The 25,724-nt window shown below is 70.5% G+C and carries 24 protein-coding genes; 18 read left to right on the top strand and 6 right to left on the bottom strand.

All coding sequences use genetic code 11. The features are described 5' to 3' along the window. Positions 1–70: 70 nt before the first annotated feature. Positions 71–2,539 carry an ATP-dependent helicase HrpB gene (hrpB, locus tag C5708_RS02265; RefSeq protein ID WP_242917399.1) on the top strand — a complete coding sequence of 823 codons (2,469 nt, stop codon included), beginning with the start codon at positions 71–73 and terminating at the stop codon, positions 2,537–2,539. On the opposite strand, the gene C5708_RS02260 is transcribed toward hrpB, so the two are convergent. Beyond that, a complete protein-coding gene (locus C5708_RS02260) occupies positions 2,536–3,327 on the bottom strand; it encodes an RNA methyltransferase (protein ID WP_242917397.1) in 792 nt (263 codons plus the stop codon). The genes hrpB and C5708_RS02260 overlap by 4 nt on opposite strands. Beyond that, positions 3,324–4,238 carry a class I SAM-dependent methyltransferase gene (locus tag C5708_RS02255; protein ID WP_242917395.1) on the bottom strand — a complete coding sequence of 305 codons (915 nt, stop codon included), beginning with the start codon at positions 4,236–4,238 and terminating at the stop codon, positions 3,324–3,326. The genes C5708_RS02260 and C5708_RS02255 overlap by 4 nt, the downstream gene beginning before the upstream one ends. Before the next feature lie 130 nt (positions 4,239–4,368). Between C5708_RS02255 and C5708_RS02250 the strand changes: the two genes are divergently transcribed. Continuing rightward, positions 4,369–5,004, top strand: a complete 636-nt coding sequence (locus C5708_RS02250; RefSeq protein ID WP_242917393.1) for a TetR/AcrR family transcriptional regulator — start codon at positions 4,369–4,371, stop codon at positions 5,002–5,004. Between the two features lie 58 nt (positions 5,005–5,062). After that, on the top strand, positions 5,063–6,049 hold the full coding sequence (locus C5708_RS02245) for a threonine/serine dehydratase (RefSeq protein ID WP_242917391.1): 987 nt from the start codon (positions 5,063–5,065) through the stop codon (positions 6,047–6,049). A 35-nt stretch (positions 6,050–6,084) separates the two neighbouring features. Here the strand turns inward: C5708_RS02245 and C5708_RS02240 are convergent, their stop codons facing one another. Then, positions 6,085–8,217, bottom strand: coding sequence for a lytic transglycosylase domain-containing protein (locus C5708_RS02240; protein WP_242917389.1), 2,133 nt, complete (start codon positions 8,215–8,217; stop codon positions 6,085–6,087). 127 nt (positions 8,218–8,344) lie between these two features. On the opposite strand from C5708_RS02240, the gene dapA reads away from it, so the two are divergent. Both dapA and smpB read left to right on the top strand, forming a co-directional pair. Continuing rightward, a complete protein-coding gene (dapA, locus tag C5708_RS02235; RefSeq protein WP_242917387.1) occupies positions 8,345–9,229 on the top strand; it encodes a 4-hydroxy-tetrahydrodipicolinate synthase in 885 nt (294 codons plus the stop codon). Further along, complete coding sequence (gene smpB / locus C5708_RS02230; RefSeq protein ID WP_242917385.1) at positions 9,229–9,702, top strand: SsrA-binding protein SmpB; 474 nt, start codon at positions 9,229–9,231, stop codon at positions 9,700–9,702. Before dapA ends, smpB begins: the two co-directional genes overlap by 1 nt. 34 nt (positions 9,703–9,736) lie before the next feature. Here smpB and C5708_RS02225 read toward each other — a convergent pair whose 3' ends face one another. Then, a complete protein-coding gene (locus tag C5708_RS02225; RefSeq protein WP_242917384.1) occupies positions 9,737–10,387 on the bottom strand; it encodes a uracil-DNA glycosylase in 651 nt (216 codons plus the stop codon). Next, a complete protein-coding gene (locus C5708_RS02220) occupies positions 10,377–10,976 on the bottom strand; it encodes an NYN domain-containing protein (RefSeq protein WP_242917382.1) in 600 nt (199 codons plus the stop codon). Before C5708_RS02220 ends, C5708_RS02225 begins: the two co-directional genes overlap by 11 nt. Before the next feature lie 32 nt (positions 10,977–11,008). Between C5708_RS02220 and folK the strand changes: the two genes are divergently transcribed. The 10 genes from folK to recO all read left to right on the top strand — a co-directional run bounded on the left by folK (position 11,009) and on the right by recO (position 19,454). Next, positions 11,009–11,548 (top strand): 2-amino-4-hydroxy-6-hydroxymethyldihydropteridine diphosphokinase, encoded by a 540-nt coding sequence (folK, locus tag C5708_RS02215; RefSeq protein ID WP_242917380.1) that lies wholly within the window; start codon positions 11,009–11,011, stop codon positions 11,546–11,548. Positions 11,549–11,646: 98 nt separating this feature from the next. After that, a complete protein-coding gene (rpoZ, locus tag C5708_RS02210; RefSeq protein ID WP_242917378.1) occupies positions 11,647–12,006 on the top strand; it encodes a DNA-directed RNA polymerase subunit omega in 360 nt (119 codons plus the stop codon). A gap of 140 nt (positions 12,007–12,146) precedes the next feature. Continuing rightward, a complete protein-coding gene (locus tag C5708_RS02205) occupies positions 12,147–14,297 on the top strand; it encodes a bifunctional (p)ppGpp synthetase/guanosine-3',5'-bis(diphosphate) 3'-pyrophosphohydrolase (RefSeq protein WP_278253736.1) in 2,151 nt (716 codons plus the stop codon). A gap of 57 nt (positions 14,298–14,354) precedes the next feature. Further along, a complete protein-coding gene (gene pyrE, locus C5708_RS02200) occupies positions 14,355–14,939 on the top strand; it encodes an orotate phosphoribosyltransferase (protein ID WP_242917368.1) in 585 nt (194 codons plus the stop codon). Beyond that, positions 14,936–15,697 carry a pyridoxine 5'-phosphate synthase gene (locus tag C5708_RS02195; RefSeq protein ID WP_242917366.1) on the top strand — a complete coding sequence of 254 codons (762 nt, stop codon included), beginning with the start codon at positions 14,936–14,938 and terminating at the stop codon, positions 15,695–15,697. Before pyrE ends, C5708_RS02195 begins: the two co-directional genes overlap by 4 nt. After that, positions 15,694–16,104: a holo-ACP synthase gene (acpS, locus tag C5708_RS02190; RefSeq protein ID WP_242917364.1), complete on the top strand. Its 411-nt coding sequence runs from the start codon at positions 15,694–15,696 to the stop codon at positions 16,102–16,104. Before C5708_RS02195 ends, acpS begins: the two co-directional genes overlap by 4 nt. A 111-nt stretch (positions 16,105–16,215) precedes the next feature. Further along, the gene (gene lepB, locus C5708_RS02185; RefSeq protein ID WP_242917356.1) at positions 16,216–17,070 is read left to right on the top strand and encodes a signal peptidase I; all 855 of its coding nucleotides are present in this window, start codon (positions 16,216–16,218) and stop codon (positions 17,068–17,070) included. Continuing rightward, entirely contained in the window at positions 17,067–17,762 is a 696-nt protein-coding gene (gene rnc / locus C5708_RS02180) for a ribonuclease III (RefSeq protein ID WP_242917354.1), read from the top strand. Before lepB ends, rnc begins: the two co-directional genes overlap by 4 nt. An 11-nt stretch (positions 17,763–17,773) precedes the next feature. Beyond that, positions 17,774–18,718 carry a GTPase Era gene (era, locus tag C5708_RS02175; protein WP_242917352.1) on the top strand — a complete coding sequence of 315 codons (945 nt, stop codon included), beginning with the start codon at positions 17,774–17,776 and terminating at the stop codon, positions 18,716–18,718. A gap of 4 nt (positions 18,719–18,722) precedes the next feature. Further along, positions 18,723–19,454 carry a DNA repair protein RecO gene (gene recO, locus C5708_RS02170; protein ID WP_242917350.1) on the top strand — a complete coding sequence of 244 codons (732 nt, stop codon included), beginning with the start codon at positions 18,723–18,725 and terminating at the stop codon, positions 19,452–19,454. Positions 19,455–19,458: 4 nt separating this feature from the next. Here the strand turns inward: recO and C5708_RS02165 are convergent, their stop codons facing one another. Further along, on the bottom strand, positions 19,459–21,297 hold the full coding sequence (locus tag C5708_RS02165) for an alkaline phosphatase family protein (RefSeq protein ID WP_242917348.1): 1,839 nt from the start codon (positions 21,295–21,297) through the stop codon (positions 19,459–19,461). Positions 21,298–21,427: 130 nt separating this feature from the next. Here C5708_RS02165 and parC point away from each other — a divergent pair, with 130 nt between their 5' ends. From parC to C5708_RS02150, 3 genes are all read left to right on the top strand, one after another. Next, positions 21,428–23,671 (top strand): DNA topoisomerase IV subunit A, encoded by a 2,244-nt coding sequence (parC, locus tag C5708_RS02160; RefSeq protein WP_242917347.1) that lies wholly within the window; start codon positions 21,428–21,430, stop codon positions 23,669–23,671. A gap of 59 nt (positions 23,672–23,730) precedes the next feature. Continuing rightward, entirely contained in the window at positions 23,731–25,059 is a 1,329-nt protein-coding gene (locus C5708_RS02155) for a serine hydrolase domain-containing protein (protein WP_242917345.1), read from the top strand. A 102-nt stretch (positions 25,060–25,161) separates the two neighbouring features. After that, on the top strand, positions 25,162–25,722 hold the full coding sequence (locus tag C5708_RS02150; protein ID WP_242917343.1) for a LemA family protein: 561 nt from the start codon (positions 25,162–25,164) through the stop codon (positions 25,720–25,722). Positions 25,723–25,724: the final 2 nt, after the last annotated feature.

The raw sequence follows: 25,724 nt of genomic DNA, 5'->3' as shown, positions 1-25,724 counted from the left end.
GGATTGTGCGGCCCGCGCCGGGTTTGCAGGCAGAGGTGACGCGGCCGGAGGGCGAGGCTATTGCATCGCCATGCTGCCGATCCACGACGCCCTGCCGTCCCTGAAAGCGGCCTTGCGGGGCCGGAACGCCGCCGTTCTGGTCGCTCCGCCCGGAGCGGGCAAGACTACCGTGGTGCCGTTGGCGCTGATGGACGAGCCCTGGGCGGCGGGCGGCAGGATCATCGTGCTCGAGCCGCGGCGTCTGGCCGCACGGGCGGCGGCCGACCGCATGGCCCGCACCCTGGGCGAGCCTGTCGGCGAGACGGTCGGCTTCCGGGTGCGCATGCAGTCCAAGGTGTCGGCCCGGACCCGCGTCGAGGTGGTGACCGAGGGCGTCTTCACCCGCATGATCTTGGACGATCCCGGCCTGGACGGCGTCGCCGCCGTGCTGTTCGACGAGTTCCACGAACGCAGCCTCGACGCCGACCTGGGTCTCGCTTTCGCCCGGGAGAGCCAGACGCTGCTGCGCGACGACCTGCGCCTGCTGGCGATGTCGGCGACGCTGGACGGCGCCCGGGTCGCGTGGCTGCTGGGCGAGGCGCCGGTGATCGAGAGCCAGGGACGCATGTTCCCGGTCGAGACCCGCTATCTGGGGCGCGACGCGCAGCGGCGCATCGAGGACCAGGCGGCCCGCGCCGTCGGCAAGGCCCTGGCCGAGGAGGAGGGCGGCGTCCTGGTCTTCCTGCCGGGGCAGGGAGAGATCCGCCGCGTCGAGCAGGTGTTGCGCGACACTGTCCGCCTGCCGGGCCTGGAGATCGCGCCCCTCTACGGCGCGCTCGACGTGCGCGACCAGGACCGGGCGGTGGCCCCGCCCGCGCCGGGCGTGCGCAAGGTGGTGCTGGCCACCTCGATCGCCGAGACCAGCCTGACCATCGAGGGGGTGCGGGCGGTCGTCGACTGCGGCCTGGTCCGCGCGCCGCGCTTCGATCCGGCCAGCGGGCTGACGCGGCTGGAGACCGTTCGCGTGTCGCAGGCCGCCGCCGACCAGAGGCGCGGACGGGCCGGCCGCACCGGCCCAGGCGTCTGCTACCGCCTGTGGGACGAGCCGGAGACCCGGGCGCTGCCGGCGTTCGCCCGTCCGGAGATTCTCGAAACCGACCTGGCCCGGCTGGCGCTCGACCTCGCCCGCTGGGGCGCGCGGGACGCCGACGGCATGGCCTTCCTCGATCCGCCGCCGGCGGCGGCGATGGCTGAGGCGCGAGACCTGCTGTTCCGGCTCGACGCCCTCGATGCGGCCGGCGGTCTGACGGCGCATGGCCGGGCGATCGCCGGCCTGCCGCTGCCGCCCCGGCTGGCGCACATGGTGGTGTGGGGCGCCCGGCGCGGCGCCGGCCGCAGGGCGGCCCTGGTCGCCGCCTTGCTGACCGAGCGGGGGCTGGGCGGCGCCGACGCAGACCTGCGTCGCCGGCTGGAGCGGTTCGAGCGCGAGAGCGGTCCCCGGGCGCGCGACGCGCGGGCGCTGGCCGACCGCTGGGCCCGGACGGCGGGCGAGGCCGCGCGCGGGCCTGGAGGCGGGACGAAGGAGGCCGAACCGCCCGACGACGGCCTGCTCCTGGCGGAGGCCTATCCCGAACGGGTGGCCAAGGCTCGCGGCGGCGCGGGCGAGTTCCAGCTGGTCACCGGCCGCGGCGTCTATGTCGAGCCGACCGACGCGCTTGCGCGCGAGCCCTGGCTGGCGGTGGCCGAACTGGGCGGCGGGGCCAGCCGCGACCGCGTCCTGCTCGCCGCGCCGCTGGAGCCCGCCGCCCTGGCCGAGGCCTTCGCCGGCCAGATCATCGAGGAGGACCGCGTCGAGACCGACCCCAAGGGGCGGGTGCGCGCCCGCCGGGTCCGCCGTCTTGGGCGGTTGATCGTCGAGGAGAGGCTGTTGGACCGGCCCGATCCCGCCCTGATTGCCGAGGTGCTGCTGAACCGGGTGCGCCACGAAGGGCTCTCGGCCCTGAATCTGGGCGAGCAGAGCCAGGCCCTGCGGGCCAGGGTCGCTTTCGCGCGCGGCCTGGACGAATCGGCCGCCCCCGACATGAGCGAGGCGGCGTTGATCGCCCGGCTCGACGACTGGCTGGCGCCGCTGGTCGCCGGCCGCTCGACGCTGGCCGGCCTGGACGACCACGCCCTCGCCGGGGCGCTGGCTGGGCTGATGTCCTGGCCCGAACGGCAAGGGCTCGACCGGCTGCTCCCGGCGGCCTGGACCGCGCCGACCGGCACGCGGGCGTCGATCGACTACGCCGCCGAGGGCGGTCCGCGCATCGAGATCAGGGTGCAGGAGCTGTTCGGGCTGGCCGCGCATCCCGCCGTGGCCGACGGCCGGGCGCCGCTGACGCTGGCGCTGCTGTCGCCGGCGCGGCGGCCGGTGCAGGTGACCAAGGACCTGCCTGGCTTCTGGGCGGGCTCGTGGAAGGCGGTCCGCGTCGAGATGAAGGGGCGCTATCCCCGTCACGTCTGGCCCGAGGACCCGGCCGCCGCCGCGCCCACCACCCGCGCCAAGCCGCGCGGAACCTAGTCCGTGGCGGCGTAGATCATGACGCCGGTGGCGACCGACAGGTTGAGGCTGTCGGCGCGGCCGCGCATCGGGATCTTGACGTTGACGTCGCAGACGGCGGCCAGCTCGGGCGGCAGGCCCGCCTGTTCGTTGCCCATCAGGATCAGGGCGGGGTGCTGGTACTGGGCGTGGCGATGGTCCACCGAGGCGGTCAGCAGGGTGCCGACCACGGAGCCAGGCCACGACTGGCGCCAGGCGATGAACTCGGCGACGCCGGTCTTGATCAGCGGCACGGCGAAGATCGAACCCATGGTGGCCCGCACCGCCTCGACCGAATAGGGATCGCAGCAGTCGCCGACCAGGATGACCCCGCCGCAGCCGGCCGCGTCGGCCGTCCGCACGATGGTGCCCAGGTTGCCGGGATCGCGGACCGCCTGCAGCGCCACCCAGCACTTGGCGCTGTGCGGGCGCAGGGCCTCCAGCGGGACGAACGCCTGCCTGAACACCGCCACGACGGTCTGCGGGTTGTCGCGCCGCGACACCTTTTCGAGAATGTCGCGGTTGACCTCGATCACCTCGCCGCCCGCGGCGACGGCGGCCTGGACGGCGCGCCTGAGCACCGGATGGTCCCTGGCCTCGGGGCCGTAGAGCAGGATCTGCGGGGCGTGGCCGGTGTCGAGGGCCTCGACGACGATCTTCAGGCCCTCGGCGAGGAACAGGCCGCTTTCCTCGCGCTCCTTGCGCATGTGCAGGGCGCGGACGGACTTGACGGTGGGGTTCGACAGCGAGGTGATCTGGCGCACGGTCATGGCTGGCCGCTCCAGCGGGCGAAGAACGACAGGCCGACGCCGCGCTCGCCGCCTTCCTCCATCAGCGCCAGCTCGCCCCAGTCGATCGCGCCGCCGCGCCCGGCCGCATGCCCGGCCATCAGGCCGGCGAGGGACAGGCCGGAGATGCGCTCGGCATAGGCGTTGAGGATGAGAAACGACGCTTTTTCTGAAAGAAGCTCGGCGCATAGGCCAAGAAGTTCGGGAAGATCCTCGAACAGCCGCCAGACCTCGCCGGTCGGGCCGCGCCCGTATTTCGGCGGGTCGAGGATGACGCCGTCATAGCGCGAGCCGCGCTTGACCTCGCGCTGGACGTAGCGTCGGGCGTCCTCGCAGATCCACCGGATCGGCCGGTCCTCCAGCTTGGACAGCGCGGCGTTCTCGCGCGCCCAGCCGATGGCCTTCTTGGAGGCGTCGACATGGGTGACCGCGGCGCCGGCGGCGGCGCAGACCAGGCTGGCGACGCCGGTATAGCCGAACAGATTCAATATTTTCAGAGGCTCTTTTGAGTTTCTGACCCGCTGGTCCAGCCATGACCAGTTGGCGGCCTGCTCGGGAAAGAAGGCCAGGTGGCGGAAGGCGGTGAAGCGGCCGTGGAAGCGCACGTCCCCCCAGGCCAGCGGCCAGGTCTCGGCCGGCGGCCGGGAGAAACGCCAGCGGCCGGCCTCGTCCTCGTCGGTGGGGTCGAAGACGGCGTCGGCCCCGGCCCAGGCGGCGGCGTCCAGGCGGGGCCGCCACAGGCATTGCGGCTCGGGGCGGACCACGCGGTAGCGTCCGTAGCGCTCCAGCTTGCGCCCGTCGCCGCTGTCGATCAGGGCGTAGTCCTTCCAGGCCGTCGTGCGCATGACGATCGGCGCGGGGGCGACGGCGGGCGGGCGGGCGGAAGCGGTCATGCGTCCGCCTTAAGCCCGGGGGGGCGGGCAAGTCCAGTCGTCGCGAACGTGACCTGCGGCATGTTCACCTTGCGACAACAGCGTGATTCCCGTTTAGTTGAAGGTCCATCGGTGGGAGGGAGCCGTTTTCGTGACCATCACGCTCAAGAAACCTGCCAAATCGGCCCGCAAGGCGAAGGGCGACGGTCATCTGCGCCGCGCGGAGATCCTCGAGGCGGCGGAGCGTATCTTCATCGCCGAGGGCTACGAAGGCGCCACCATCCGCAAGATCGCCGACGAGGTCGGAGTGTCTTCGACGGCGCTCTACATGCATTTCCGCGACAAGGCGGAAATCCTCATGGAGATCTGCGAGCAGTCGATCCGCAGTCTTTTGACCATCAACACCGAGATCGCCGCCCGCCCGGTCGACCCGGTGGCCCGCGTGCGGCTGATGCTCGAGGCCTATATGCGCTTCGCGCTCGACAATCCGAACGCCTACCTGATCGTGTTCTGCGCCACGCCGCGCGAGATCGTCGGCGAAAAGAAGGACCTCGTCACCGACCTGGGCGAGCTCTGCTTCGAGCGGTTCAAGGGCGTGGTGGCCGAGATCGCCGCCAGCGGCCGCCTGCGCACCGGCACGGTCGAAAGCGCGGCCCAGACCCTGTGGGCGGCCGTCCACGGGCTGGCGGCGCTGCTGATCGCACGGCCGGACTTCAACTGGTCGCCGCAGGACGAGCTGGAGCGCGTCATGCTCGACGGCCTGCTATACGGTCTCGTGATCGACTGAGGCGTCCGCCGCGCCGATCGGCCCTTGCCAGGCCGGGGCGGGGCGCTAGAACTGCGCCATGCCTCAAGTTCAGCTTCCCGCCTTCGCCGACGTTCTCGCGGCGGCCGACCGTTTGCGCGGCTTCGCGGTCGAAACGCCGCTGCTGCGCTCCGACGTCCTCGACGCCGCCGTCGGCGGCAAGGTCTTCGTCAAGGCCGAAACCCTCCAGCGCACCGGATCGTTCAAGTTCCGCGGCGCGTTCAACCGCCTGTCCAGCCTGACCGAGGAGGAGCGCGGCCGCGGGGTCGTCGCCTTCTCGTCCGGCAACCACGCCCAGGGCGCCGCCGCGGCCGCGCACCTGCTGGGGATCAAGGCGGTGATCGTCATGCCGGCGGATGCCCCGACGATCAAGATGGACGCCACGCGCGCCTGGGGCGCCGAGATCGTCACCTACGACCGCTTCACCGAATCGCGAGAGGTGATCGCCGCCGCCGTCGCCGCCAAGACGGGCGCGGTCGTGGTGCCCTCCTATGACGACCCCTACGTCATCGCCGGCCAGGGCACCATCGGCCTGGAGGTCGCGCGGCGGCTGGAGGCCCTGGAGACCAAGGCCGATCTGCTGCTCAGCCCGGCCTCGGGCGGCGGCCTGATCGCCGGCGTCGGGTTGGCCTTTGACGCCCTGTCCCCGGCGACCGCGCTCTACGCCGTCGAACCCGAGGGCTACGACGACCACGGCCGCAGCCTGGCGGCCGGCGAGATCGTCGAGATCGTCCCGCCCGGGCCCAGCCTGTGCGACGCCCTGCTGATGACGCGGCCGGGGGCGCTGACCTTCCCGCTCAACAAGCGCAAGCTCAGCGGCGCGCTGACGGTGTCGGACGACGAGGCCCTGGCGGCGATGGCGTTCGCCTTCCGCCATCTCAAGCTGGTGATCGAACCGGGCGGGGCGACGGCGCTGGCCGCGTTGCTGAGCGGCAAGCTCGCCCTTGACGGCCGGACCGCCGTGGTCGTGGCGTCCGGCGGCAACGTCGATCCGGCGGTCTACGCCCTGGCCCTGGCCCTGGTCTGAGCTGAGCCCTTATCGAGGGGCCTGATCGGGGCGGCTCAGCGCCGCCCCATGGGCGAGGCCGGAGCGGCGGCCGGTTGCGACGAGGCCGGCGTCGGCCCCGAATAGACGTAGCCGCCGCGCTTGAGGTCCGCCGCCAGCATCACCGGGGCCGTGCCGTTGTTCAGGCGGGCGCGATAGACCTGGGTGGCCTCAAGCACCCGCATCACATAGTTGCGGGTCTCCGAGAACGGGATGCACTCGATGAAGTCGGCCGGGTCGGTGCTGGAAGTGCGCGGGTCGCCGCAATAGGTGATCCAGGTCGCCGGCCGGCCGGGGCCGGCGTTGTAGGCGGCGGCGGCCAGCACGTACGAGCCGCTGAAGTCGTTGATCATGTGGCCGAGGAAGGTCGCCCCCAGCTTCATGTTGTAGTCGGGGTCGTAGAGCATCTCGGCCGAATAGCCGACGCCGACCCGGCGGGCGAGCGACTGGGCCGTGGCGGGCATCAGCTGCATCATGCCGCGGGCGCCGGCGGGCGAGCGCACGCCGGGATCGAAGCCGCTTTCCTGGCGGGTGATGCCGAAGACGATGGCCGGTTCGGGCGCTTCGGGGCCGGTCGGGGTGACGCGGACCGGATAGCCGCGCTCGGGCAGGACGAAGCCGCGCTGGGCGCAGGCCCGCACCACCCGCATGCCGAGGTCCTGGTCGCCGTAGCCGCGGGCCAGATCGACCAGCAGGGCGCATTCCTCGGCGTTGGGCAGGGTGTCGTCGATGGTCAGCACGAAGCTGCGGAACAGGTCGCGCTGGCCGATCGCCGCCAGCATCCTGGCGGACTGCACGAGGTCGCGACCCTCGAAGCGGGCGCGGTCGGCGGCGGTCGGGGCAGGGTCGCGGCCGAGGGTGATGGGGCCGAGGCCGGCCTTTTCGCGGGCGAGCTGGCCGTAGAAGGTGGTGTAGTACTGCCCGCCCTGGGCGTAGAACGCCTTGGCGGCGGCCTTGTCGCCGCGCGCCTCGGCCGCCCGCCCGCGCCAGTAGAAGGCGCGGCCCAGGGTGATCGGCGTCGCGCCGACCTTCTGGATGTTGGCGAAGTGCCTGTCGGCCTCGGCCGGGTCCTTGAGCTTGGCCAGGGCCAGCCAGCCGGCGTAGAACTCGGCTTCGGTATAGTCGGTCCCGGCCCTCAGGCCGGTGTTGTTGGCCGCCGCGTAGGCCGAACGGTAGTCGCCGGCCCGCAGCGCGGCGTTGATCAGCTGTTTGCGCTCGCCCCAGACCAGCTTGGCGCCCTGGTCGTGCAGGCTGGACGAGGGGAACTGCCGGACCAGGGCCAGGGCCAGCGAATCGAGATTGTGCTTGCGCAGGTAGCGGGCCTTCTCGACGGCGAAGCCCGGCGAGGCCTGCAGCGCCGCCGGCGTCTGGGCGGCGACGTCGTTGGCGTTGGCCGCGTCGGCGCGGAAGGCCATGCGGGCCTGGGCGGCGGCCTGCTGGTCGGGCGGCAGCAACGGCAGCAGGTCGCGCGCGGCCGGTCCCTGCGGACCATAGAGCAGGATGTCCTCGCGCTGGATGTGGTCGTCCACGGTCAGCATGTCGCCGAAGCGCGCCAGCATGGTGCGCTGGACGTCGGCCTCGAACAGTTCGTCGCGCCAGAACCGCTGGATCAGCGCCTTGGCGTCGGCCTGCCGCGCGCTGGCGCGGTAGGCGGCGGCGAGGGCCATCGCCCCCTGGGCGGTCTGGGGCTGTTCGCCGCCGAACCAGGCGATGGTCTGGCTGGGGCTGTAGCCCGAGGTCTCCAGCAGCTTTTCGGCCACCGCCTGCCGGCGATTCGGGCGCGGCCAGCCGGACAGCGTGCGGCGCGCCTGATCGATCTCGAAGAAGGACAGCTGTTCGCCGGCGCTGTCGGTCAGGGCCCAAAGGGCCAGTTTCTTGGCCGTCGGGCTGGTCAGCGAATCCATGGCGCCGCGCGCGCGGGTCCCGTCTCCGCTGCGGGCGGCGGCGATGGCCGTGCGCAGATAGCCGAAGTCGGCGTCCGAAACGGCCTGCTGGTAGCCTGTCGCCGTCGGTTGCGCGACCGGAGCCGCCGTGGGGGCCGCCTGCGGCGCGGGGGGCGGGGTGTCGTCCTCCGTCTGAGCAGCCGCGACCGACCCCGCGAGGACGCAGCAGGTCCCGACCAACAACGCATTACGCAACAAAGACGACAATAGATGCTCCCGCTTCCCGCTCGCACGTGGATGGCCTGTTGCGGCCAGGCCCCGCGCCGCCATATTGTCCGGCCCGGTCACAACGCCGCAACTCAAAGCGGCCCCATATCACGGCTTGTTGCTCCCGATGTCCCAACCGTTGTTCCAGGGCGCGCTCACCGCGCTCATCACCCCTTTCCGTGACGGCGCCGTCGACGAGGCCGCCTTCACGAAGCTCGTGGAGCGTCAGATCGCCGCCGGAATCCACGGCCTGGTGCCTGTCGGCACCACCGGCGAGACCGCCACCCTCAGCCATGACGAGCACCGTCGTGTGGTCGAGCTTTGCGTCAAAACGGCGGCGGGCCGGGTGCCGGTGATCGCCGGCGCCGGCTCCAACTCGACCGAAGAGGCCATCGAGCTGGTCCGCCACGCCAAGACCGTCGGCGCCGACGCCGCGCTGGTGGTCACGCCCTACTACAACCGTCCGAACCAGGAAGGCCTTTATCGACACTACGAGGCGATCAACGACGCCGTCCAGCTGCCGGTCCTGGTCTACAACGTGCCCGGCCGCACCAGCATCGACATCGGCAACGACACCCTGGCCCGCCTGGCCAGGCTGCCCAACGTGGTCGGCGTCAAGGACGCCACCGGCGACCTGGCCCGCGCCAGCCTGCAGCGTCTGGTCTGCGGCGAGCACTGGACCATGCTGTCGGGCGACGACCCGACCGCCCTGGGCTATATCGCCCACGGCGGCCACGGCTGCATCTCGGTGACCAGCAACGTCGCCCCCGAAGGGATGGCCGCCTTCTTCAACGCCTGCCTGCAGGGCGCCTGGACCACGGCGCTGGAGTGGCAGGACCGTCTGGTGCGGCTGCACAAGGCGCTGTTCCTCGACGCCTCGCCGGCGCCGACCAAGTTCGCCCTGGCCCATCTGGGCCTGTGCGCCGAGGACGTGCGCCTGCCCATCACGCCCTGCGCCGAAGCCGTGCGGCCGGCGGTGTTGGACGCCATGAAGGAAGCCGGCGTGATCTGATGGCGGAGAAGAAGCCCCTGGCCCAGAAGCTGGTCGCGGAGAACCGCCGCGCCCGCTTCGACTATTTCCTGGAGCAGACGTTCGAGGCGGGCCTGTCCCTGACGGGCACCGAGGTCAAGGCGCTGCGCGAGGGCCGGGCCAATATCGCCGAATCCTACGCCTCGACCGAGGGCGACGAGATCGTGCTGATCAACGCCTACATTCCCGAATACGGCCCGGCCAACCGGTTCAACCACGAGCCGCGCCGGCCTCGGAAGCTGCTGCTGCATCGCCGCGAGATCAACCGCCTGCTGGGGTCGATCCAGCGCGAGGGCCGGACCCTGATCCCGACCCGGCTCTATTTCAACGAAAAGGGCAGGGCCAAGCTTGAACTGGCCCTGGCCAAGGGCAAGAAGCTGCACGACAAGCGCGCCACCGAGGCCGATCGCGACTGGAAGCGCGAGCAGGGCCGCCTGATGCGCGACAAGGGCTGAGCGGGTCGGGCCGGGGCAGGCTCGCGGCCGGCCCTCAGTTCCGCTCGATGTGGGCGCGGGCCGCGCGGAAGACGTCCTCGAACATCGCCGGCGTCAGGCGGCCGGTGTTCGTGTTCAGCCGCGAGCAGTGATAGCTGTTGAAGATGCGGTACGGGCCGACGTCCATCTCGACGCCGTGGCCCGGCGGGGCCGCCGACGCCTTGGCGCCGAGGGCTTTCAGCACGTTCTTGCGCGACACGTCGCCCAGGGTGACGACGGCCTTGAGGCGCGGCAGCGCCCGCAGCGTCGATAGCAGGAACGGCCGGCAGGCGTTCTCTTCCTGGGTGGTCGGCTTGTTGCCCGGCGGCGCGCAGCGCACGGCGTTGGTGATGACGCAGTCGACCAGCTTCAGGGTGTCGTCCGGCCGGGCTTCGTAGACGCCCGAGGCGAAGCCCATCTTCAGCAGGGTGGCGTAGAGCAGCCAGCCCGCGCCGTCCCCGGTGAAGGGGCGGCCGGTGCGGTTGGCCCCGGAGCGGCCGGGAGCGAGCCCGACCACGATCAGCCGCGCGTCGGGATCGCCCCAGGTCGGGGCCGGGCCGTTGTACCAGTCCGGGTGCTCGGCCCTGTTCTCGTCGCGATAGGCGACCAGCCGGGGACAGAGCGGGCAGTCGCGGGGCGGCTCGGCCGTGGCGGCGCTATAGCTCATCTTCGGCGTCGAGCTCGGCGGGAGTCTGGTCGCCCTGGATGAAGCGGGGCAACGGCGACTGGCGCGGCCGGCCGACCACGTTGGCCAGGTCGCTGAGGTCGACGAAGGCGTCGGCCTGGCGGCGCAGGTCGTCCGAGGCCATCGGCGGCTGCGACTTGACCGTGGAGACCACGGTGACGCGGGCGCCCTTGCGCTGCACCGCCTCGACGACGCGGCGGAAGTCGCCGTCGCCGGAGAACAGCACCAGATGGTCGGCGTGCGCGGCCATCTCCAGCATGTCCACGGTGATCTCGACGTCGACGTCGCCGCGGAAACGCTTGCGGCCCTGAGCGTCGGTGAACGTGCGGGCGGCCTTGGTCACCACGGCGAAGCCGTTGTAGTCGAGCCAGTCGACCAGCGGGCGAATCGGGGAGTAGTCGTCGTCCTCAACCAGGGCGGTATAGTAGTAGGCGCGGACGAGGACGCCGCGCTTCTTGAACTCGTCGAGCAGCTTCTTGTAATCGATGTCGATGTTCAGGCCGCGAGCGGCGGAGTAGAGATTGGCTCCGTCGATGAACAAGGCTATCCGATCTGTCGGATAAAACGTCATAAAATCAACCTCTTGATGAAAAAGTGCAGTGAATGAATCTGGACGAGGCGGTCATTGTCGCCCTCGGCGCCAACCTCGCAGGCCCCGCCGGTCCGCCCATCGCGGCGCTGGAGGCGGCGCTGTCGCGCTTTCCTGCGGCCGGTCTGCGTGTGACCGCGCGTTCTGGTTGGTGGCGTTCGATGGCGTGGCCCGACCCCGCTCAGCCTGAGTATCTGAACGGTGTGGTGCTTGTCGAGACGGCGTTGGAGGCGAGGGCGGTCCTGGCCGCGCTGCACGACATCGAGGCCGGGTTCGGCCGCGAGCGCCGGCGGGTCAACGCGGCGCGGCCGCTCGACCTCGATCTGGTCGCTTATGGCCGGCTGATCGTCGACGAACCGGGGTTCTCGACGCCGCACCCGCGCGCCGCCGAGCGGCTGTTCGTCATGGGGCCGCTGGCCGAGATCGCGCCGGACTGGCGCCATCCGTCGAGCGGGCTCAGCGCCCGCGAACTGGCCGGCCGGGCCAGCGTCGGCCTGGACGCCTGTCCCGTGGCCGAACAAGCGACTGGACAAACAGCCGAACCTCCCGCATAAGCGGCGCCCTGCGAAAGCGGCGCGCGAGGCCGACGGCGTTGCACAACGTCGTCGAAATCCTTATTTTCAATGCGTTCCGCTGTAGGTTCGAGGACTCCATGGCCCGCGTCACCGTCGAAGATTGCGTCGAGAAGGTCCCCAACCGCTTCAGCCTCGTGCTGTTGGCGGCGCATCGGGCGCGTTCGATTTCCGCCGGGTCGGCGCTGCTGGTCGACCGCGACAACGACAAGAACCCCGTCGTCGCCCTGCGCGAGATCGCCGACGACGTGGTCGACGCCGAGAGCCTCCGCGAAAACCTGATCGGCACGCTGCAACGCGTCGACGAGCGCACCGAGGCCGAAGAGGAAGCCGAGACCCTGGCCCTGCTCGCCGATCCGCAGCACCAGCACATGAGCGAGCAGGAACTGGTCCGCGCCCTGCAGAGCGACCGTGACGGCGGTCAGGAGGAGCGGTACTGAGCCCCCCGGGCGCAGACCCTCTCATCCTGGAGGCGGCGGAGACCGCCGCCCCCGAAAAAAGCGCGCCTGAAGACGAATCTGTCGATCAGGCTCGGGCCGCCGCCAAGGCGGCGCGTCCGAAGTTCCTTCGGCAATATGAACTGATCGAGCGGGTCCGCTCCTACGACCCGACGGCCGACGAGGCGCTGCTCAATCGCGCCTATGTCTACGCCATGCGGATGCATGGGTCGCAGACCCGGGCCTCGGGCGACCCCTATTTCGCCCACCCGATCGAAGTCGCCGGCATCCTCACCGACTACCGGCTCGACACCGCCACCATCGTCACCGCCCTGCTGCACGACGTGATCGAGGACACGCCGGTCACCCGCGAAGAGATCGACCAGCTCTTCGGCGAGGAGATCGGCGAGATGGTCGAGGGCGTGACCAAGCTGTCGCGCCTGGAGCTGAATTCCGAACACACCCGCCAGGCCGAGAACCTGCGCAAGTTCATCCTGGCCATCTCCAAGGATGTGCGGGTGCTGATGGTCAAGCTGGCCGACCGCCTGCACAACATGCGCACCCTGCAGTTCATCCCCAAGCAGGAGAAGCGCGAGCGCATCGCCCGCGAGACGCTGGACATCTATGCGCCCCTGGCCCGCTCGATCGGCTGTCATCGCATCTGTTCCGAGCTTGAGGAGCTGGCCTTCAAGCACCTCAACCCCGTGGCCCGCGACGCCATCGTCCGCAGGCTGGAAGCGCTGCGCGCCGAGCAGGGCGGGGCGGTCTCCGTGGTCAGCGCCGAGATCGCCCACGAGCTCGAGGCGGTGGGCATGCACGCCCGGGTGTTCGGCCGGGAAAAGCATCCCTATTCGATCTGGCGCAAGCTGCAGCGCAAATCGATCGGCTTCTCGCAGCTGTCCGACATCTACGCCTTCCGGGTCATCGTCGACACCGAGGAGGACTGCTACCGCGCGCTCGGCCTGATCCACCACGCCTGGCCCTGCGTGCCGGAGCGGTTCAAGGACTTCATCTCGACGCCCAAGCGCAACAACTACCGCTCGCTGCACACCACGGTCGTCGGCCCCAAGGGCATACGCATCGAGATGCAGATCCGCACCGAGGCGATGGACCGCATCGCCGAGGAGGGGGTGGCGGCGCACTGGCGCTACAAGGACAAGTCCTACGGCTTCGACGCCGAGGCCCAGGAGGCCGCCGGCGGCCGCGACCCGCTGGTCAACCTGCGCCACCTCGTCCAGGTGCTGGAGCACGGCGGCGACGTCGAGGAACTGGTCGAACACGCCAAGATGGAGATGTTCCTCGACCAGGTGTTCGTCTTCACCCCCAAGGGCAAGCTGATCAGCCTGCCGCGCGGGGCGATGCCGCTGGACTTCGCCTATGCGGTCCACACCGACGTCGGCGACACCACCATCGGCGTCAAGGTCAACGGCGAGCTGAAGCCGCTGCGCACCGCTCTGAACAACGGCGACGTCGTCGAGGTGATCCGCGGCGCCAAGCCCGTGGTGCCGCCCGACTGGCGGTCGCTGACAGTGACCGGCCGGGCCCGTTCGGCCATCCGCCGCCATATCCGCCAGAGCGAGAAGGAAGAGTTCGCCCGCCTGGGCCGCGCCTCCATCGACCAGATGTTCGAGCGCGCCGGCAAGTCGCTGAAGGACGTCTCGCTGCGGCCGGCCCTGGACCGCTTCGCCCTGGCCGTCGAGGACGAGCTGTTCGACGCCGTCGGGCGCGGGCGGGTGGCCCCCAACCAGGTGCTGGAGACGGTGTTCCCCGGCCTCAAGGACACCGAGAAGGCCGCCGCCGCCGCCCGCCGGCGCATCGAGGGCGGCAAGGGCGCGCGGCTCTATGTGCGCGGCGGCGGCCTGACCGCCGGCGTCACCCTGCACTTCGACCCGGACTGCAGCCCGGTGCCGGGCGACCGCATCGTCGGCATTCTGGAGCCGGACGGGCAAGGCCTGACCGTCCATACCATCGACTGCCCGCATCTGGCCGACTACGAAGACCGCGACGACCTGTGGCGCGACCTGCAATGGACGCCCGAGGCCGACCGCAACACCGTCTCCCAGGCCAAGCTGCGGGCCACCATCCGCAACGCGCCGGGCGTGCTGGGCCAAGCCTGCACCATCATCGGCGAGGCCGGCGGCAACATCGTCAACCTGCGCATGCATCACCGCCAGTCGGACTTCTTCGACGTCGACATCGACCTCGAGGTCCGCGACGCCAAGCACCTGACCAACATCGCCGCAGCCCTGCGCGCCTGCCCCTCGGTCGAGACGGTGGACCGCGCCCGGGGCTGACGGCGCCTCGCGCGATTTGGGGAGGCGACTCCCGCCGGTTCGATGTATGGGATCGCCATGAACACTGACGACGTCCTCGACGAATTCCGCGCGGCCGGCGCATTGCGCGAAGGCCATTTCGTCCTGTCCTCGGGCCTGCACAGCCCGACCTTCCTGCAGAAGAACCTGGTCTTCATGGACGCCGCCCGCTGCGAGCGTCTGTGCAAGGCCCTGGCCGACAAGATCCGCGCCGCCGTGGGCGCGGTCGACGTGGTCATCTCGCCGGCGGTCGGCGGCATCATCCCGGGCTACGAGACCGGGCGGCAGCTCGGCGTCGCGTCGATGTACGTCGAGCGCGAGGGCGGGGCCTTCAAGCTGCGGCGAGGGTTCTCGGTCGAGCCGGGCGCCCGCGTGGTCATGGTCGAGGACATCGTCACCACCGGCCTGTCGTCGCGCGAATGCATCGCCGCCATCCGGGCGACCGGCGCCGAGGTCGTGGCCGCCGCCTGCATCGTCGACCGTTCGGGCGGCAAGGCCGATGTCGGCGTGCCGCTGATCGCCCTGGCCTCGCTGGAGGTTCCGGCCTATCCGGCCGACGCCCTGCCGCCCGAGCTGGCGGCGATCCCGGTGGAAGACCCGGGCAGCCGCAGGCTGGCCAAATGAGCAGGCTGCGCCTCGGGGTCAACATCGATCACGTCGCCACCATCCGCAACGCGCGCGGCGGCGCCCATCCCGATCCGGCGCGGGCGGCCGAACTGGCGATAGAGGCGGGCGCCGACGGCATCACCGCCCACCTGCGCGAGGATCGCCGGCACATTTCGGACGCCGACATCGACCGCATCGCCGCCCTGTGCCGCAAGGTCTCGCGCCCGCTGAACTTCGAGATGGCCGTCACCGACGAGATGCTGGCCATCGCCCTGGACCACCGGCCGCACGCGGCCTGCCTGGTGCCCGAGCGCCGCGAGGAACGCACGACCGAGGGCGGACTGGACGTCGCCCGCGGCCACAACGCCGTCGCGCCCGTGGTGCGCCGCCTGCGCGAGGCCGGGGTGCGCGTGTCGCTGTTCATCGAGCCGAGCACGGTGCAGGTGGCGGTGGCCGAGGCGATCGGCGCCCAGGTGGTCGAACTGCATACGGGCGCCTATTGCGAGGCCGTCCAGCATGGCCGGGTCGACGAGGCGGCCGCGCTGCTGGCGCGTCTGACCTCGGCGGCGGAGGAGGCTGCGCGGCGGGGCCTGGAGGTCCATGCAGGCCACGGCCTCGATTTCCATAGCGTCAAGCCGGTCGCGGCCATCTCCCAGGTGGTCGAGCTCAACATCGGCCATTTCCTGATCGGCGAGGCGATCTTCACCGGGCTGTCCGCCGCCATCCATCGCATGCGCGCGCTGATGGACGAGGCTCGGGCGGAGGTCGCGGCGTGATCCTCGGCATCGGCTCGGACCTCACCGACATCCGCCGCATCCAGAACTCGCTGGACCGCTTCGGCGAACGCTTCACCCACCGGGTGTTCACCGAGACCGAGCGGACGCGCTCCGAGCGCAAGGCCGACCGCGCCGCCAGCTACGCCAAGCGGTTCGCCGCCAAGGAAGCCTGCGCCAAGGCGCTGGGCACCGGCATGCGCCGCGCCGTCTATTGGCGGGACATGGGCGTGGTCAATCTTCGCTCCGGCCAGCCCACCCTGGCGCTCACCGGCGGCGCGGCCGAACGCATGGCCGAACTGGCGCCGCCCGGCTTCCGCCCGATCATCCATCTCAGCCTCACCGACGACCATCCCTACGCCCAGGCGTTCGTCGTCATCGAGGCCGTGCCCGTCGAGCCGCAGGCTTGACGCCGCCTGGGGCCTTTGGACGGCGGGCGACCCGCTTGCTCCGGCCCTGCCGAAAGTCTAGCAAGGCCTAACCGCGATCCGCCGACAGGCCATTCGAGAGACCGCTTCCGCATGACCGCCACCGCCAAGCCCGAGCCGTCCGAAAAGCCCGGCGCCGTCAAAGAGACGGTCGAGATCGTCAAGACCATCGCCTATGCGCTCGGCATCGCCCTCGTTCTGCGGGTCCTGCTGTTCCAGCCCTTCACCATCCCCTCGGCGTCGATGGTCCCGACCCTGTCGGAGGGCGACTACATCATCGTCTCCAAGTTCTCGTACGGCTGGTCCAAGAACTCGATCCCGTTCAGTCCGCCCCTGTTCCACGGCCGGATCATGAACCGCACGCCGGAACGGGGCGACGTCATCGTCTTCAAGCTGCCGCGCGACGGGCACATCGACTACATCAAGCGGCTGGTCGGCCTGCCGGGCGACCGCATCCAGATGAAGGCCGGCGTGCTCTACATCAACGACAAGGCGGTCGGCATGAAGCGGCTGCCCGACAGCAGCCAGGAGACCCCGCCCTACGGTCTGCAGAAGCCGGTCCGCGCCTATGAGGAGACCCTCCCCAACGGCCGCACCCACCTGATCAACACCGACTTCGACGACCATGGCCTGGGCGACGACACCGTGACCTACGTGGTGCCGCCGAACTGCTACTTCATGATGGGCGACAACCGCGACAACTCGGCCGACAGCCGCTTCGATCCCGGCCTGCCGCCGGGCGTGTCCGGCCCCGGCGTGTGCGCCTGGAACAGCGCCGCCGACGCCGCCACCGGCGGCGAACTGGGCGTCGGCTTCGTGCCCGAGGAGAACCTCGTCGGCAAGGCGCAGATCGTCCTGTTGTCCTGGGGCCGGGAAGCGTCGCTGTTCAAGCCTTGGACTTGGTTCACCGAGGCGCATTTCGACCGCTTCTTCCGCCCGATCAAATGAGCCTGCGAGACGCCGCCGTCGCCGCGCTGGAGCGGCGTCTCAAACACGTCTTCTCCGACCGCGAGCTGCTCGACCGGGCGCTGACCCACGCCAGCGTCGGCGACGGGGCCAAGCGGGTGCGCGACAACGAGGTGCTGGAGTTCATCGGCGACCGCGTGCTGGGCCTGCTGGCCGCCGAGCGGCTGGCCGTGCTCTATCCCAAGGCCCCGGAGGGGGATCTCGCCCCGCGCCTCAACGCCCTGGTCAGCCGCGAGACCTGCGCCCGCGTCGCCCGCCGCATGGAGCTGGGGCCGGCGCTGAGGCTGTCGGGTTCGGAGACCAAGACCGGCGGCCGGGACAAGGACTCGATCCTGGCCGGCGCCTGCGAGGCGGTGATGGCCGCCCTCTATCAGGACGGCGGCCTGGAGGCTCCCCGGGCGGTGTTCCTGGCGTTCTGGGAGGAAGAGACCGCCAGCCTGGGCGCGCCCAGGCCACGCGACCCCAAGACCGCCCTGCAGGAATGGGCCCAGGGCCAGAAGAAGCCGCTGCCGGCCTATTCTGTGATAAACCGGCAGGGACCGGACCATGCGCCGCGCTTCACGGTCGAGGTGACGGTGCTGGGCCTCGAACCTGTCCGCGCCGAGGGACGTTCGCGCCAGGAGGCCGAGAAGGCCGCGGCGGCGACGCTGCTCCAGCGCGAAGGCCAGTCTTGAGTACGAGAACGATGAACGAACACAACACCCGCGCCGGCTTCGCAGCCATCATCGGCGCGCCGAACGCCGGCAAGTCGACCCTGGTCAACCGCCTGGTCGGGGCCAAGGTCTCGATCGTCACCCAGAAGGTGCAGACCACGCGCTTTCCGGTGAAGGGCGTGGCCCTGGCCGGCGACGTCCAGATCGTGCTGGTCGACACCCCCGGCATCTTCAAGCCGCGCCGCCGGCTCGACCGGGCCATGGTCCGCTCGGCCTGGGGCGGCGCCGAGGACGCCGACGCCGTGGTGCATCTGGTCGACGCCCAGGCCGAGATCGCCGTCGCCGGCGGCCGCGCCACCGGCGCGGAGAAGAAATCGGCCGACGACGTCGAATCCATCGTGGCCGGCCTCAAGGGCGCCAAGCGCAAGGCGATCCTGGCGCTGAACAAGATCGACGTCGTCAAGCGCGACAACCTGCTCGGCCTGGCCGGCCGCCTGTTCGAGACCGGCGTCTACGACGAGGTGTTCATGGTCTCGGCCGCCAACGGCTCGGGCGTCGAGGACTTGAAGAACCGGCTGGCCGAGCTGATGCCGCCGTCGCCATGGCTCTATCCGGAAGACCAGACCGCCGACCTGCCCAGCCGCCTGCTGGCGGCCGAGATCACCCGCGAGAAGATCTATCTGCGCGTCCATGAGGAGCTGCCCTACGCGGCGACGGTGGAGACCACCAGCTTCGCCGACGCCAAGGAAGGCTCGGTGCGCATCGAGCAGACCATCTTCATCGAGCGCGAGGGCCAGCGGGCGATCATCCTCGGCAAGGGCGGCCAGACCCTGAAATGGATCGGCGAGAACGCCCGCAAGGAGCTGACCGAGATCCTCGACCGGCCGGTCCACCTGTTCCTGCACGTCAAGGTCAAGGAGAACTGGGCCGAGGAACGGGGCCTCTATTCCGATCTCGGCCTGGACTTCGACGTCTGACCGGATGGAGTGGGAGGACGAAGCCTTCGTCTTGTCGGCCCGCGCCCACGGCGAGGCCGGGGCCATCGTCGAGCTTCTGACCTGCCATCACGGCAAGTTCGCCGCCCATGTGGCCGGCGGCGCCTCGCGCCGGATGCGCCCGTTCCTGCAGCCGGGGGCCAAGGTGATCGCGCGCTATCGGGCGCGGGTGTCCGACCAGTTGGGCTCGGCGTCGCTGGAGCCGATGGGCGAGGGGCCGTCGGAACTGTTCGACGACGCCCTGGCGCTTAACGGCCTGGCCGCCGCCGCCGCCGTGGCCGCCGGCGCTCTGCCCGAGCGCGAACCGCATCCCGGCGCCTATCTGGCCTTCGAGGCGCTGACCGAGGCCCTGCGGCTGCCCGCCGTCTGGCCGGCGGTGTTCGTGCGGTTCGAGGCCGGCCTGCTGCAGGACCTGGGCTTCGGCCTCGACCTGTCGAAATGCGCGGCCACCGGCTCGACCGACGACCTGATCTATGTCAGCCCGCGCACCGGCCGGGCGGTGAGCCGCGCGGCGGGCGAGCCCTACAGGGACCGCCTGCTGCCCTTGCCGCCGTTCCTGCTGTCGGCCCAGGGCGGCCTGGCCGAGGGCGACATCCGCCTCGGCCTGGACCTGACCGGCCATTTCCTCGAGGCCTTCGTGTTCTCGGTGATGAACCGGCCCCTGCCGCCCGCCCGGGTGTGGCTGGTCGAGCGGCTGGGCGAGGCGGGGCGGCTCTGACGGCTCAGGGCTTCAACCCGACCGTCCGCCCCGGCGCGCCGGCCGCGTCGTAATAGGGCTTTCCGGCCGCTTCCTGCATGTTGAGCACGGTGACGAAGCCGTTGGCCGCCGGCTGCGAGCGTACGGTGCGGGCCTTGAAGGCGGTCGGACGGCCGCCCTTGAGGGCCTCGCTCATCACCCGGCCGGTCAGCTCGCCCTTGGCCTTGAGGTCGATCCGCATCAGGCGCGCCAGGGTGATCGCCCAGTCGGCGTTGCTGACCGGGGCCGGGCTGACGAAGCCCTTGCGGAAGTCCGGTCCGACGGCGGCCATGAAGTTGTGGGTGTCGGCGCGGCTGAACGCGCCGTGGATGCCCTGGCCCTGCTGCAGGGTGGTGTCGGCCACCTCGGCGGCGCACAGCTCGGCCTTGGGGCAGCCGGGAACCTGGAAGCTGCGGAAGCTGACCACGATCGACGGCGTCGGCGTGCGGGCCGACCCCTTCAGGCTGATGGCGCTGAGGGGCAGGGCTCCGGGGACGGCGCCCAGGGCGTCGTCGACGAAGATCGCCGCGACATAGTCCTGTCGGGTCAGGGCCTCGACCACGCGCGGGGCCAGGGTCTTGGCGTCGGCGTCCGGCAGATAGATCAGGTCCGAACCGCCGTTGGCGGCGATCACCGCCTTGGGCTTGGCCGGATCGGCGCCGAGCAGGGCGCTGCCGCTATGGGGCGGATGGCCGTCCTCCAGCAGCACCGGCAGGCCGTTGGGCTCGAAGATCGGCAGACCGAGCGCCTTGCCGAGGTCGATGGCCAGGAAGCCGGGCGGCAGGAAGCCGGCGGGCACGTCGTCGAAGCGCATCTTGGCCGCGCCCGAGGTGGCGCTGGCCTTGGACACCGTCGAGAAGCCGTGGTCGGCGGTGACGACGATGTTGGTGGTCTTGTCGAGCCCGAGGTCCTTGAGCGCCTTGCGCAGTTCGCCCAGGTCCTTGGAGGCGTTGCGGATCGCGGCCATCGCCGTCGGCCCGTTGATGCCGGGCGCCAGGGTGTTGAGGCTGTCGCCCTGATTGTGCTGGGTGCCGTCGGGGTCGCGCGACCAGAACACCATCACGAACGGCTTGTTCGCCGCCTTGAAGCGCGGCAGCAGCACCTTGGTCGCCACCGCCGTGAACCAGTCCTGCTGCTCGACGTTGGCGACGCGCACGCCGGGCATGATCGAGGTGCCGGGCCAGCTGTTCAGCCCCCGGTCCGGCGGCGTCGCCTGCAGGCCGGCGGCCCTGATCGCCGCCTTGACGTCGGCGGGGAGGGGGAAGTCGTCGGGCGGGAAGGCGTCGTCGAGGACGATGGTCCCCTTGCCGTCGCGGGCGGCGGCCGACTGGATGGCCACCGGCCCCAGCTTGCCGATCGCCGCAGTCGAATAGCCCTTGGCCCGCGCCGCCTCCAGAAGGCTGGTCTCGTTCAGGAAATTGCCCCCGAAGCGCTGGTTGAGCAGGCCGATGACCGCATTGTCCTCGATGAACGGGGCCGGGCTCATCACCGGAAAGCCCAGCGGCGCGCCGACGAACAGCGCATTGCCGAAATCGCCGGTGTCGCCCAGGCGGTGCCCGGTAGCGATGGCCGAGGCGTTGGGCGTGGTGACGGTGGGGTAGAGCGAGTGGCTGTTCTGGAAATCGACGCCCTCGGCGCGCACCGCGGCGAGTTCGGGAGCGGTCTCGGGCGTGACGACGCCGGAACGCAGGCCGTCGGCCACGAAGATGATGACGTTGTTCGGCCGTCCCGCCGTCCCGCGCCAGATCAACCCGCCGGCGACCAGGGCCGCGACCAGCGCCGCCGCGGCGATCAGGATGCGTCGTTTCTCGAATAAGCCGGCCACTGTCATCCCCCGATTGTCGAACGGGGCGCCTTATGGCCGGCTTCCATGACGGTCTGACGACGGGCGCGGCGCGGATGCGCCTCGGGGGCGTTGACGTTATGCTGCGAAAGAGCGATTCCCCGACTGACCCATGACCAAGCATTTCGATCCGCCGGATGACGGCGACCGCATCGTCGACGAGCCGTTGAGCGAGGCGCTGTCCAAGCGTTATCTCGCCTACGCCCTTTCGACCATCATGCACCGCGCCCTGCCGGACGTGCGCGACGGCCTCAAGCCGGTGCACCGCCGGCTGCTGTACGCCATGCGCCAGCTGCGGCTGGACCCGACCACGACCGCCAAGAAGTGCGCCCGCGTCGTCGGCGACGTGATCGGCAAGTATCACCCGCACGGCGATACGGCGGTCTATGACGCCCTGGTCCGCCTGGCCCAGGACTTCGCCCAGCGTTATCCGCTGATCGACGGCCAGGGCAATTTCGGCAACATCGACGGCGATAACGCCGCGGCCATGCGATACACCGAATGCCGCATGACCGAGGCCGCGAGCCTGCTGCTCGACGGCATTGACGAGGACGCCGTCGACTTCCGGCCGACCTATGACGGCGAGGAGGAAGAGCCGGTCGTGCTGCCGGCCGGCTTCCCGAACCTCTTGGCCAACGGCTCGTCCGGCATCGCCGTCGGCATGGCCACCTCGATCCCGCCGCACAACGCCGCCGAGCTGATCGACGCCTGTCTGCTGCTGCTGCAACGGCCCGAGGCGACGACGGCCGACCTGATGGAGCGGGTGCAGGGCCCCGATTTCCCGACCGGCGGCGTCATCGTCGAGCCGCGCGCCTCGCTGCTGGAGACCTACGAGACGGGCCGCGGCGGCGTGCGCGTGCGTGCGCGCTGGACCCGGGAGGATCTGCAGCGCGGCGGCTATCAGATCGTCATCACCGAGATCCCGTATCAGGTGAAGAAGGCCGATCTGGTCGAACAGCTGGCCGAGCTGATCGACAACAAGAAGGCCCCGTTGCTGGGGGACGTGCGCGACGAGTCGGCCGAGGACGTGCGGCTGGTGCTCGAGCCCAAGTCGCGCAACGTCGAGCCGGAAGTCTTGATGGAGAGCCTGTTCAAGCTCTCGGCCCTGGAAAGCCGCTTCCCGGTCAACATGAACGTGCTCGACGCGCGCGGCACGCCGGGGGTGATGGGTCTGAAGCCGGCCCTGCTGGCCTTCCTGGCGCACCGCCGCGAAGTGCTGGTGCGGCGGGCCAAGTGGCGGCTGGCCAAGATCGAGCAGCGCCTGCACATCTTGGAAGGCCTGCTGGTCGTCTATCTCAATCTGGACGAGGTGATCCGCATCGTCCGCTACGAGGACGAGCCCAAGGCCAAGCTGATCTCGACCTTCGAGCTGAGCGACATCCAGGCCGACGCCATCCTCAACACCCGGCTGCGCCAGCTGGCCAAGCTGGAGGAGATGGAGATCCGCCGCGAGCACGCCGAGCTGTCGGAAGAACGCGACGGCATCGTCGGCCTGCTGGCCTCGGACCAGAAGCAATGGAGCCTGGTCGGCGTCGGCCTGCGCGACGTCCGCACGGCGCTGGGCCCCGGCACGGCGGTCGGCAAGCGCCGCTCGACCTTCGGCGAGGCCCCGGCCGTCGACGCCACCGCCGCCGTCGAGGCGATGATCGTGCGCGAGGCGATCACCATCATCATGTCTGATCGCGGCTGGATCCGCGCCGCCAAGGGCAAGGTCGAGGACCCCTCGGAGCTGAAGTTCAAGGAGGGCGACAAGCTGGCCTTCCTGGTCCCGGCCGAGACCACCGACAAGCTGCTGATCTTCGCCTCCGACGGCCGTTTCTTCACCATCGGCTGCGACAAGCTGCCGTCGGCGCGCGGGCACGGCGAGCCCTTGCGGCTGATGATCGACCTCGACGACCGGGTGAAGATCGTCGACATGTTCCCGCACAAGCCGGGCCGCAAACGCTTCCTGGCCTCGAAGGCCGGCTACGGCTTCGTCCTTCCCGAGGACGAGGCCCTGGCCAACCGCCGCGCCGGCAAGCAGGTGCTGACGGTCGACGACAAGGGCGCGGCGGTGTCGCTGGAGATGACCGGCGACCGGGTCGCCGTGGTCGGCGACAACGGCAAGATCCTGATCTTCCAGGCCGACGAGCTGCCGGAGATGCCGCGCGGCAAGGGCGTCAAGCTGCAGGCCTATCGCGAGGGCGGCCTGCGCGACGCCCTGGTGTTCGACAAGGAGCAGGGCGCGGCCTGGATCGACACCGCCGGCCGCACCCGCGCCTGGCCGGAATGGGCCGAATGGGTCGGCAAGCGGGCCGGGGCCGGCAGGCTGGCGCCCAAGGGCTTCCCGACCAGCAAGCGTTTCCGGCCGCGCTGAGCCTTCGCGGCGGGCCTTGCCAGGCTCGCCGGACGCCTTAGGCTCGGCCGGCTTGCGCCATGGACGGGAGAGCGGCGATGGGCTGGAAGGCGACGCTCGCGGCGGCGGGCGTTCTGGCGATCGGATGCGGCGGGCTGTCGGACGCCCGCGAGCCGCCCAGGGCCGCCCTGCTGCGGCCGGCCCCGCCGGCGGCCGAGGGTTTCTCGCCGCAGACGCTGGCCGAGATGAACGCCGCCATGCGCGGCCTGGTCGACAAGGGCGCCTTTCCCGGCGTGATGACCATGCTGGTCCGGCACGGCCGCGTCGTCGACGTCCAGACCTACGGCAAGAAGAACCTCGCCACCGGCGCGCCGATCGCCCGCGACACCATCTTCCGCATGTACTCCCAGACCAAGCCGGTCACCGGCGTGGCGATGATGATGCTCTACGAAGAGGGCAAGTGGAGCCTGGACGACCCGGTCACCAAGTACGTCCCGGAGTTCGCCGACCTGAAGGTGTTCAAGGCGGTCGGGCCGAACGGCGAGATTCAGGTCGAGCCGGTCGCGCGGCCGCCGACGATGCGCGAGCTGATGACCCACACCGCCGGCTTCGCCTACGGGCTGGTGATCGACAACCCGATCGACAAGGCCTATCGCGACTCCGGCCTGCTGGGCTCCAAGAGCCTGCACGACATGGTCGTCGGCGTCGCCAAGCTGCCCATGGCCGACCAGCCCGGCGTGCGCTGGAAGTACAGCGTCGCCGTCGACATCCAGGGCTATATCGTCGAGAAGCTGTCGGGCCAGTCCTTGGCCGATTTCATGCGGAACCGCATCTTCGGCCCCCTCGGCATGAAGGACACCGGCTTCTATGTCCCTGCCGGCAAGCAGCCCCGGCAGGCGGCGCTGTACGCCTTCGATCCCAAGCGCAAGGTCATCGCGCCGGCCACCGGCTTCATGGTGCTGGACGTGACCAAGCCGCCGACGGCGGCCTCGGGCGGCGGCGGCTTGGTCTCGACCGCCGCGGACTACGCCCGGTTCTGCCAGATGCTGCTCAACGGCGGCGAGCTGGGCGGCGCGCGCCTGCTCAAGCCGGAGACCGTGGCCTTGATGCGCACCAACCAGTTGAGCGAGGCCGTGCTGGCCGGGCCCGACGGATCGACGCCGCTGGGACCGGGCGTCGGTTTCGGCCTCGACTTCGCCGTCGTCACCGACCCGGCCAAGGCCAAGACCGGCGCGGGGCGGGGGACCTATAGCTGGGGCGGCGCGGCCGGCACCTGGTTCTGGATCGATCCGGAGAACGACCTGTTCTTCCTGGGCATGATCCAGGTGATCGGCCGGCCCAAGACCCCGGACCTCACCGAGTTCAGCCAGGGATTCGTCTACAGGGCCCTGGTCGATCCGGCGCGATGATCCGCGCCGGCGCCCTGGTCCGCGAAATCGGGTGAAATCCGTTTAAGTGGCGGGAGGCGTGCGCTTCGGTTAGCCTGACGGCGACGCCTTCAAGGAAACTCCATGCTCCCGCTTGTCATCGTTCTTGTCGTCTTCGGCGTTCTGGCCCTGTTGCTGGCCGGAACCTACAACCGGCTGGTCGCCCTGCGGCAGAACGCGAACCAGGCCTTCGCCGACATCGACGTCCAGCTCAAGCAGCGTCAGGACCTGATCCCCAATCTGGTCGAGACGGTGAAGGGCTATGCCGCCCACGAGAGCGGGACGCTGGAGGCCGTGGTCGCCGCCCGCAACGCCGCCGGAGCGGCCCGCACGGTCGACGACAAGATCTCGGCCGAGAACGTGCTGACCGGCGCCCTCGGCCGGCTGATGGCGGTGGCCGAGGCCTATCCCGACCTCAAGGCCAACCAGAACTTCCTCAGCCTGCAGGGCGAACTGTCGGACATCGAGAACAAGCTTGCTGCCGCCCGGCGGTTCTTCAACAATTCGGTCGGCGAGTACAACGCCTCGGTCCAGGCGTTCCCGGCCGTGCTGTTCGCGGGCATGTTCGGCTTCGCCCAGCGCGACTTCTTCGACGTCGGCGAGGAGCGCGCCGCCCTCAACGTCGCGCCGCAGGTGAAGTTCTAGGC

The sequence above is a fragment of the Caulobacter sp. CCUG 60055 genome (assembly GCF_022750545.1).
GTDB lineage: Bacteria > Pseudomonadota > Alphaproteobacteria > Caulobacterales > Caulobacteraceae > PUIC01.
The sequence above is the reverse complement of the archived record's forward strand: the minus strand, read 5'-3'. Positions and strand labels throughout refer to the sequence as shown.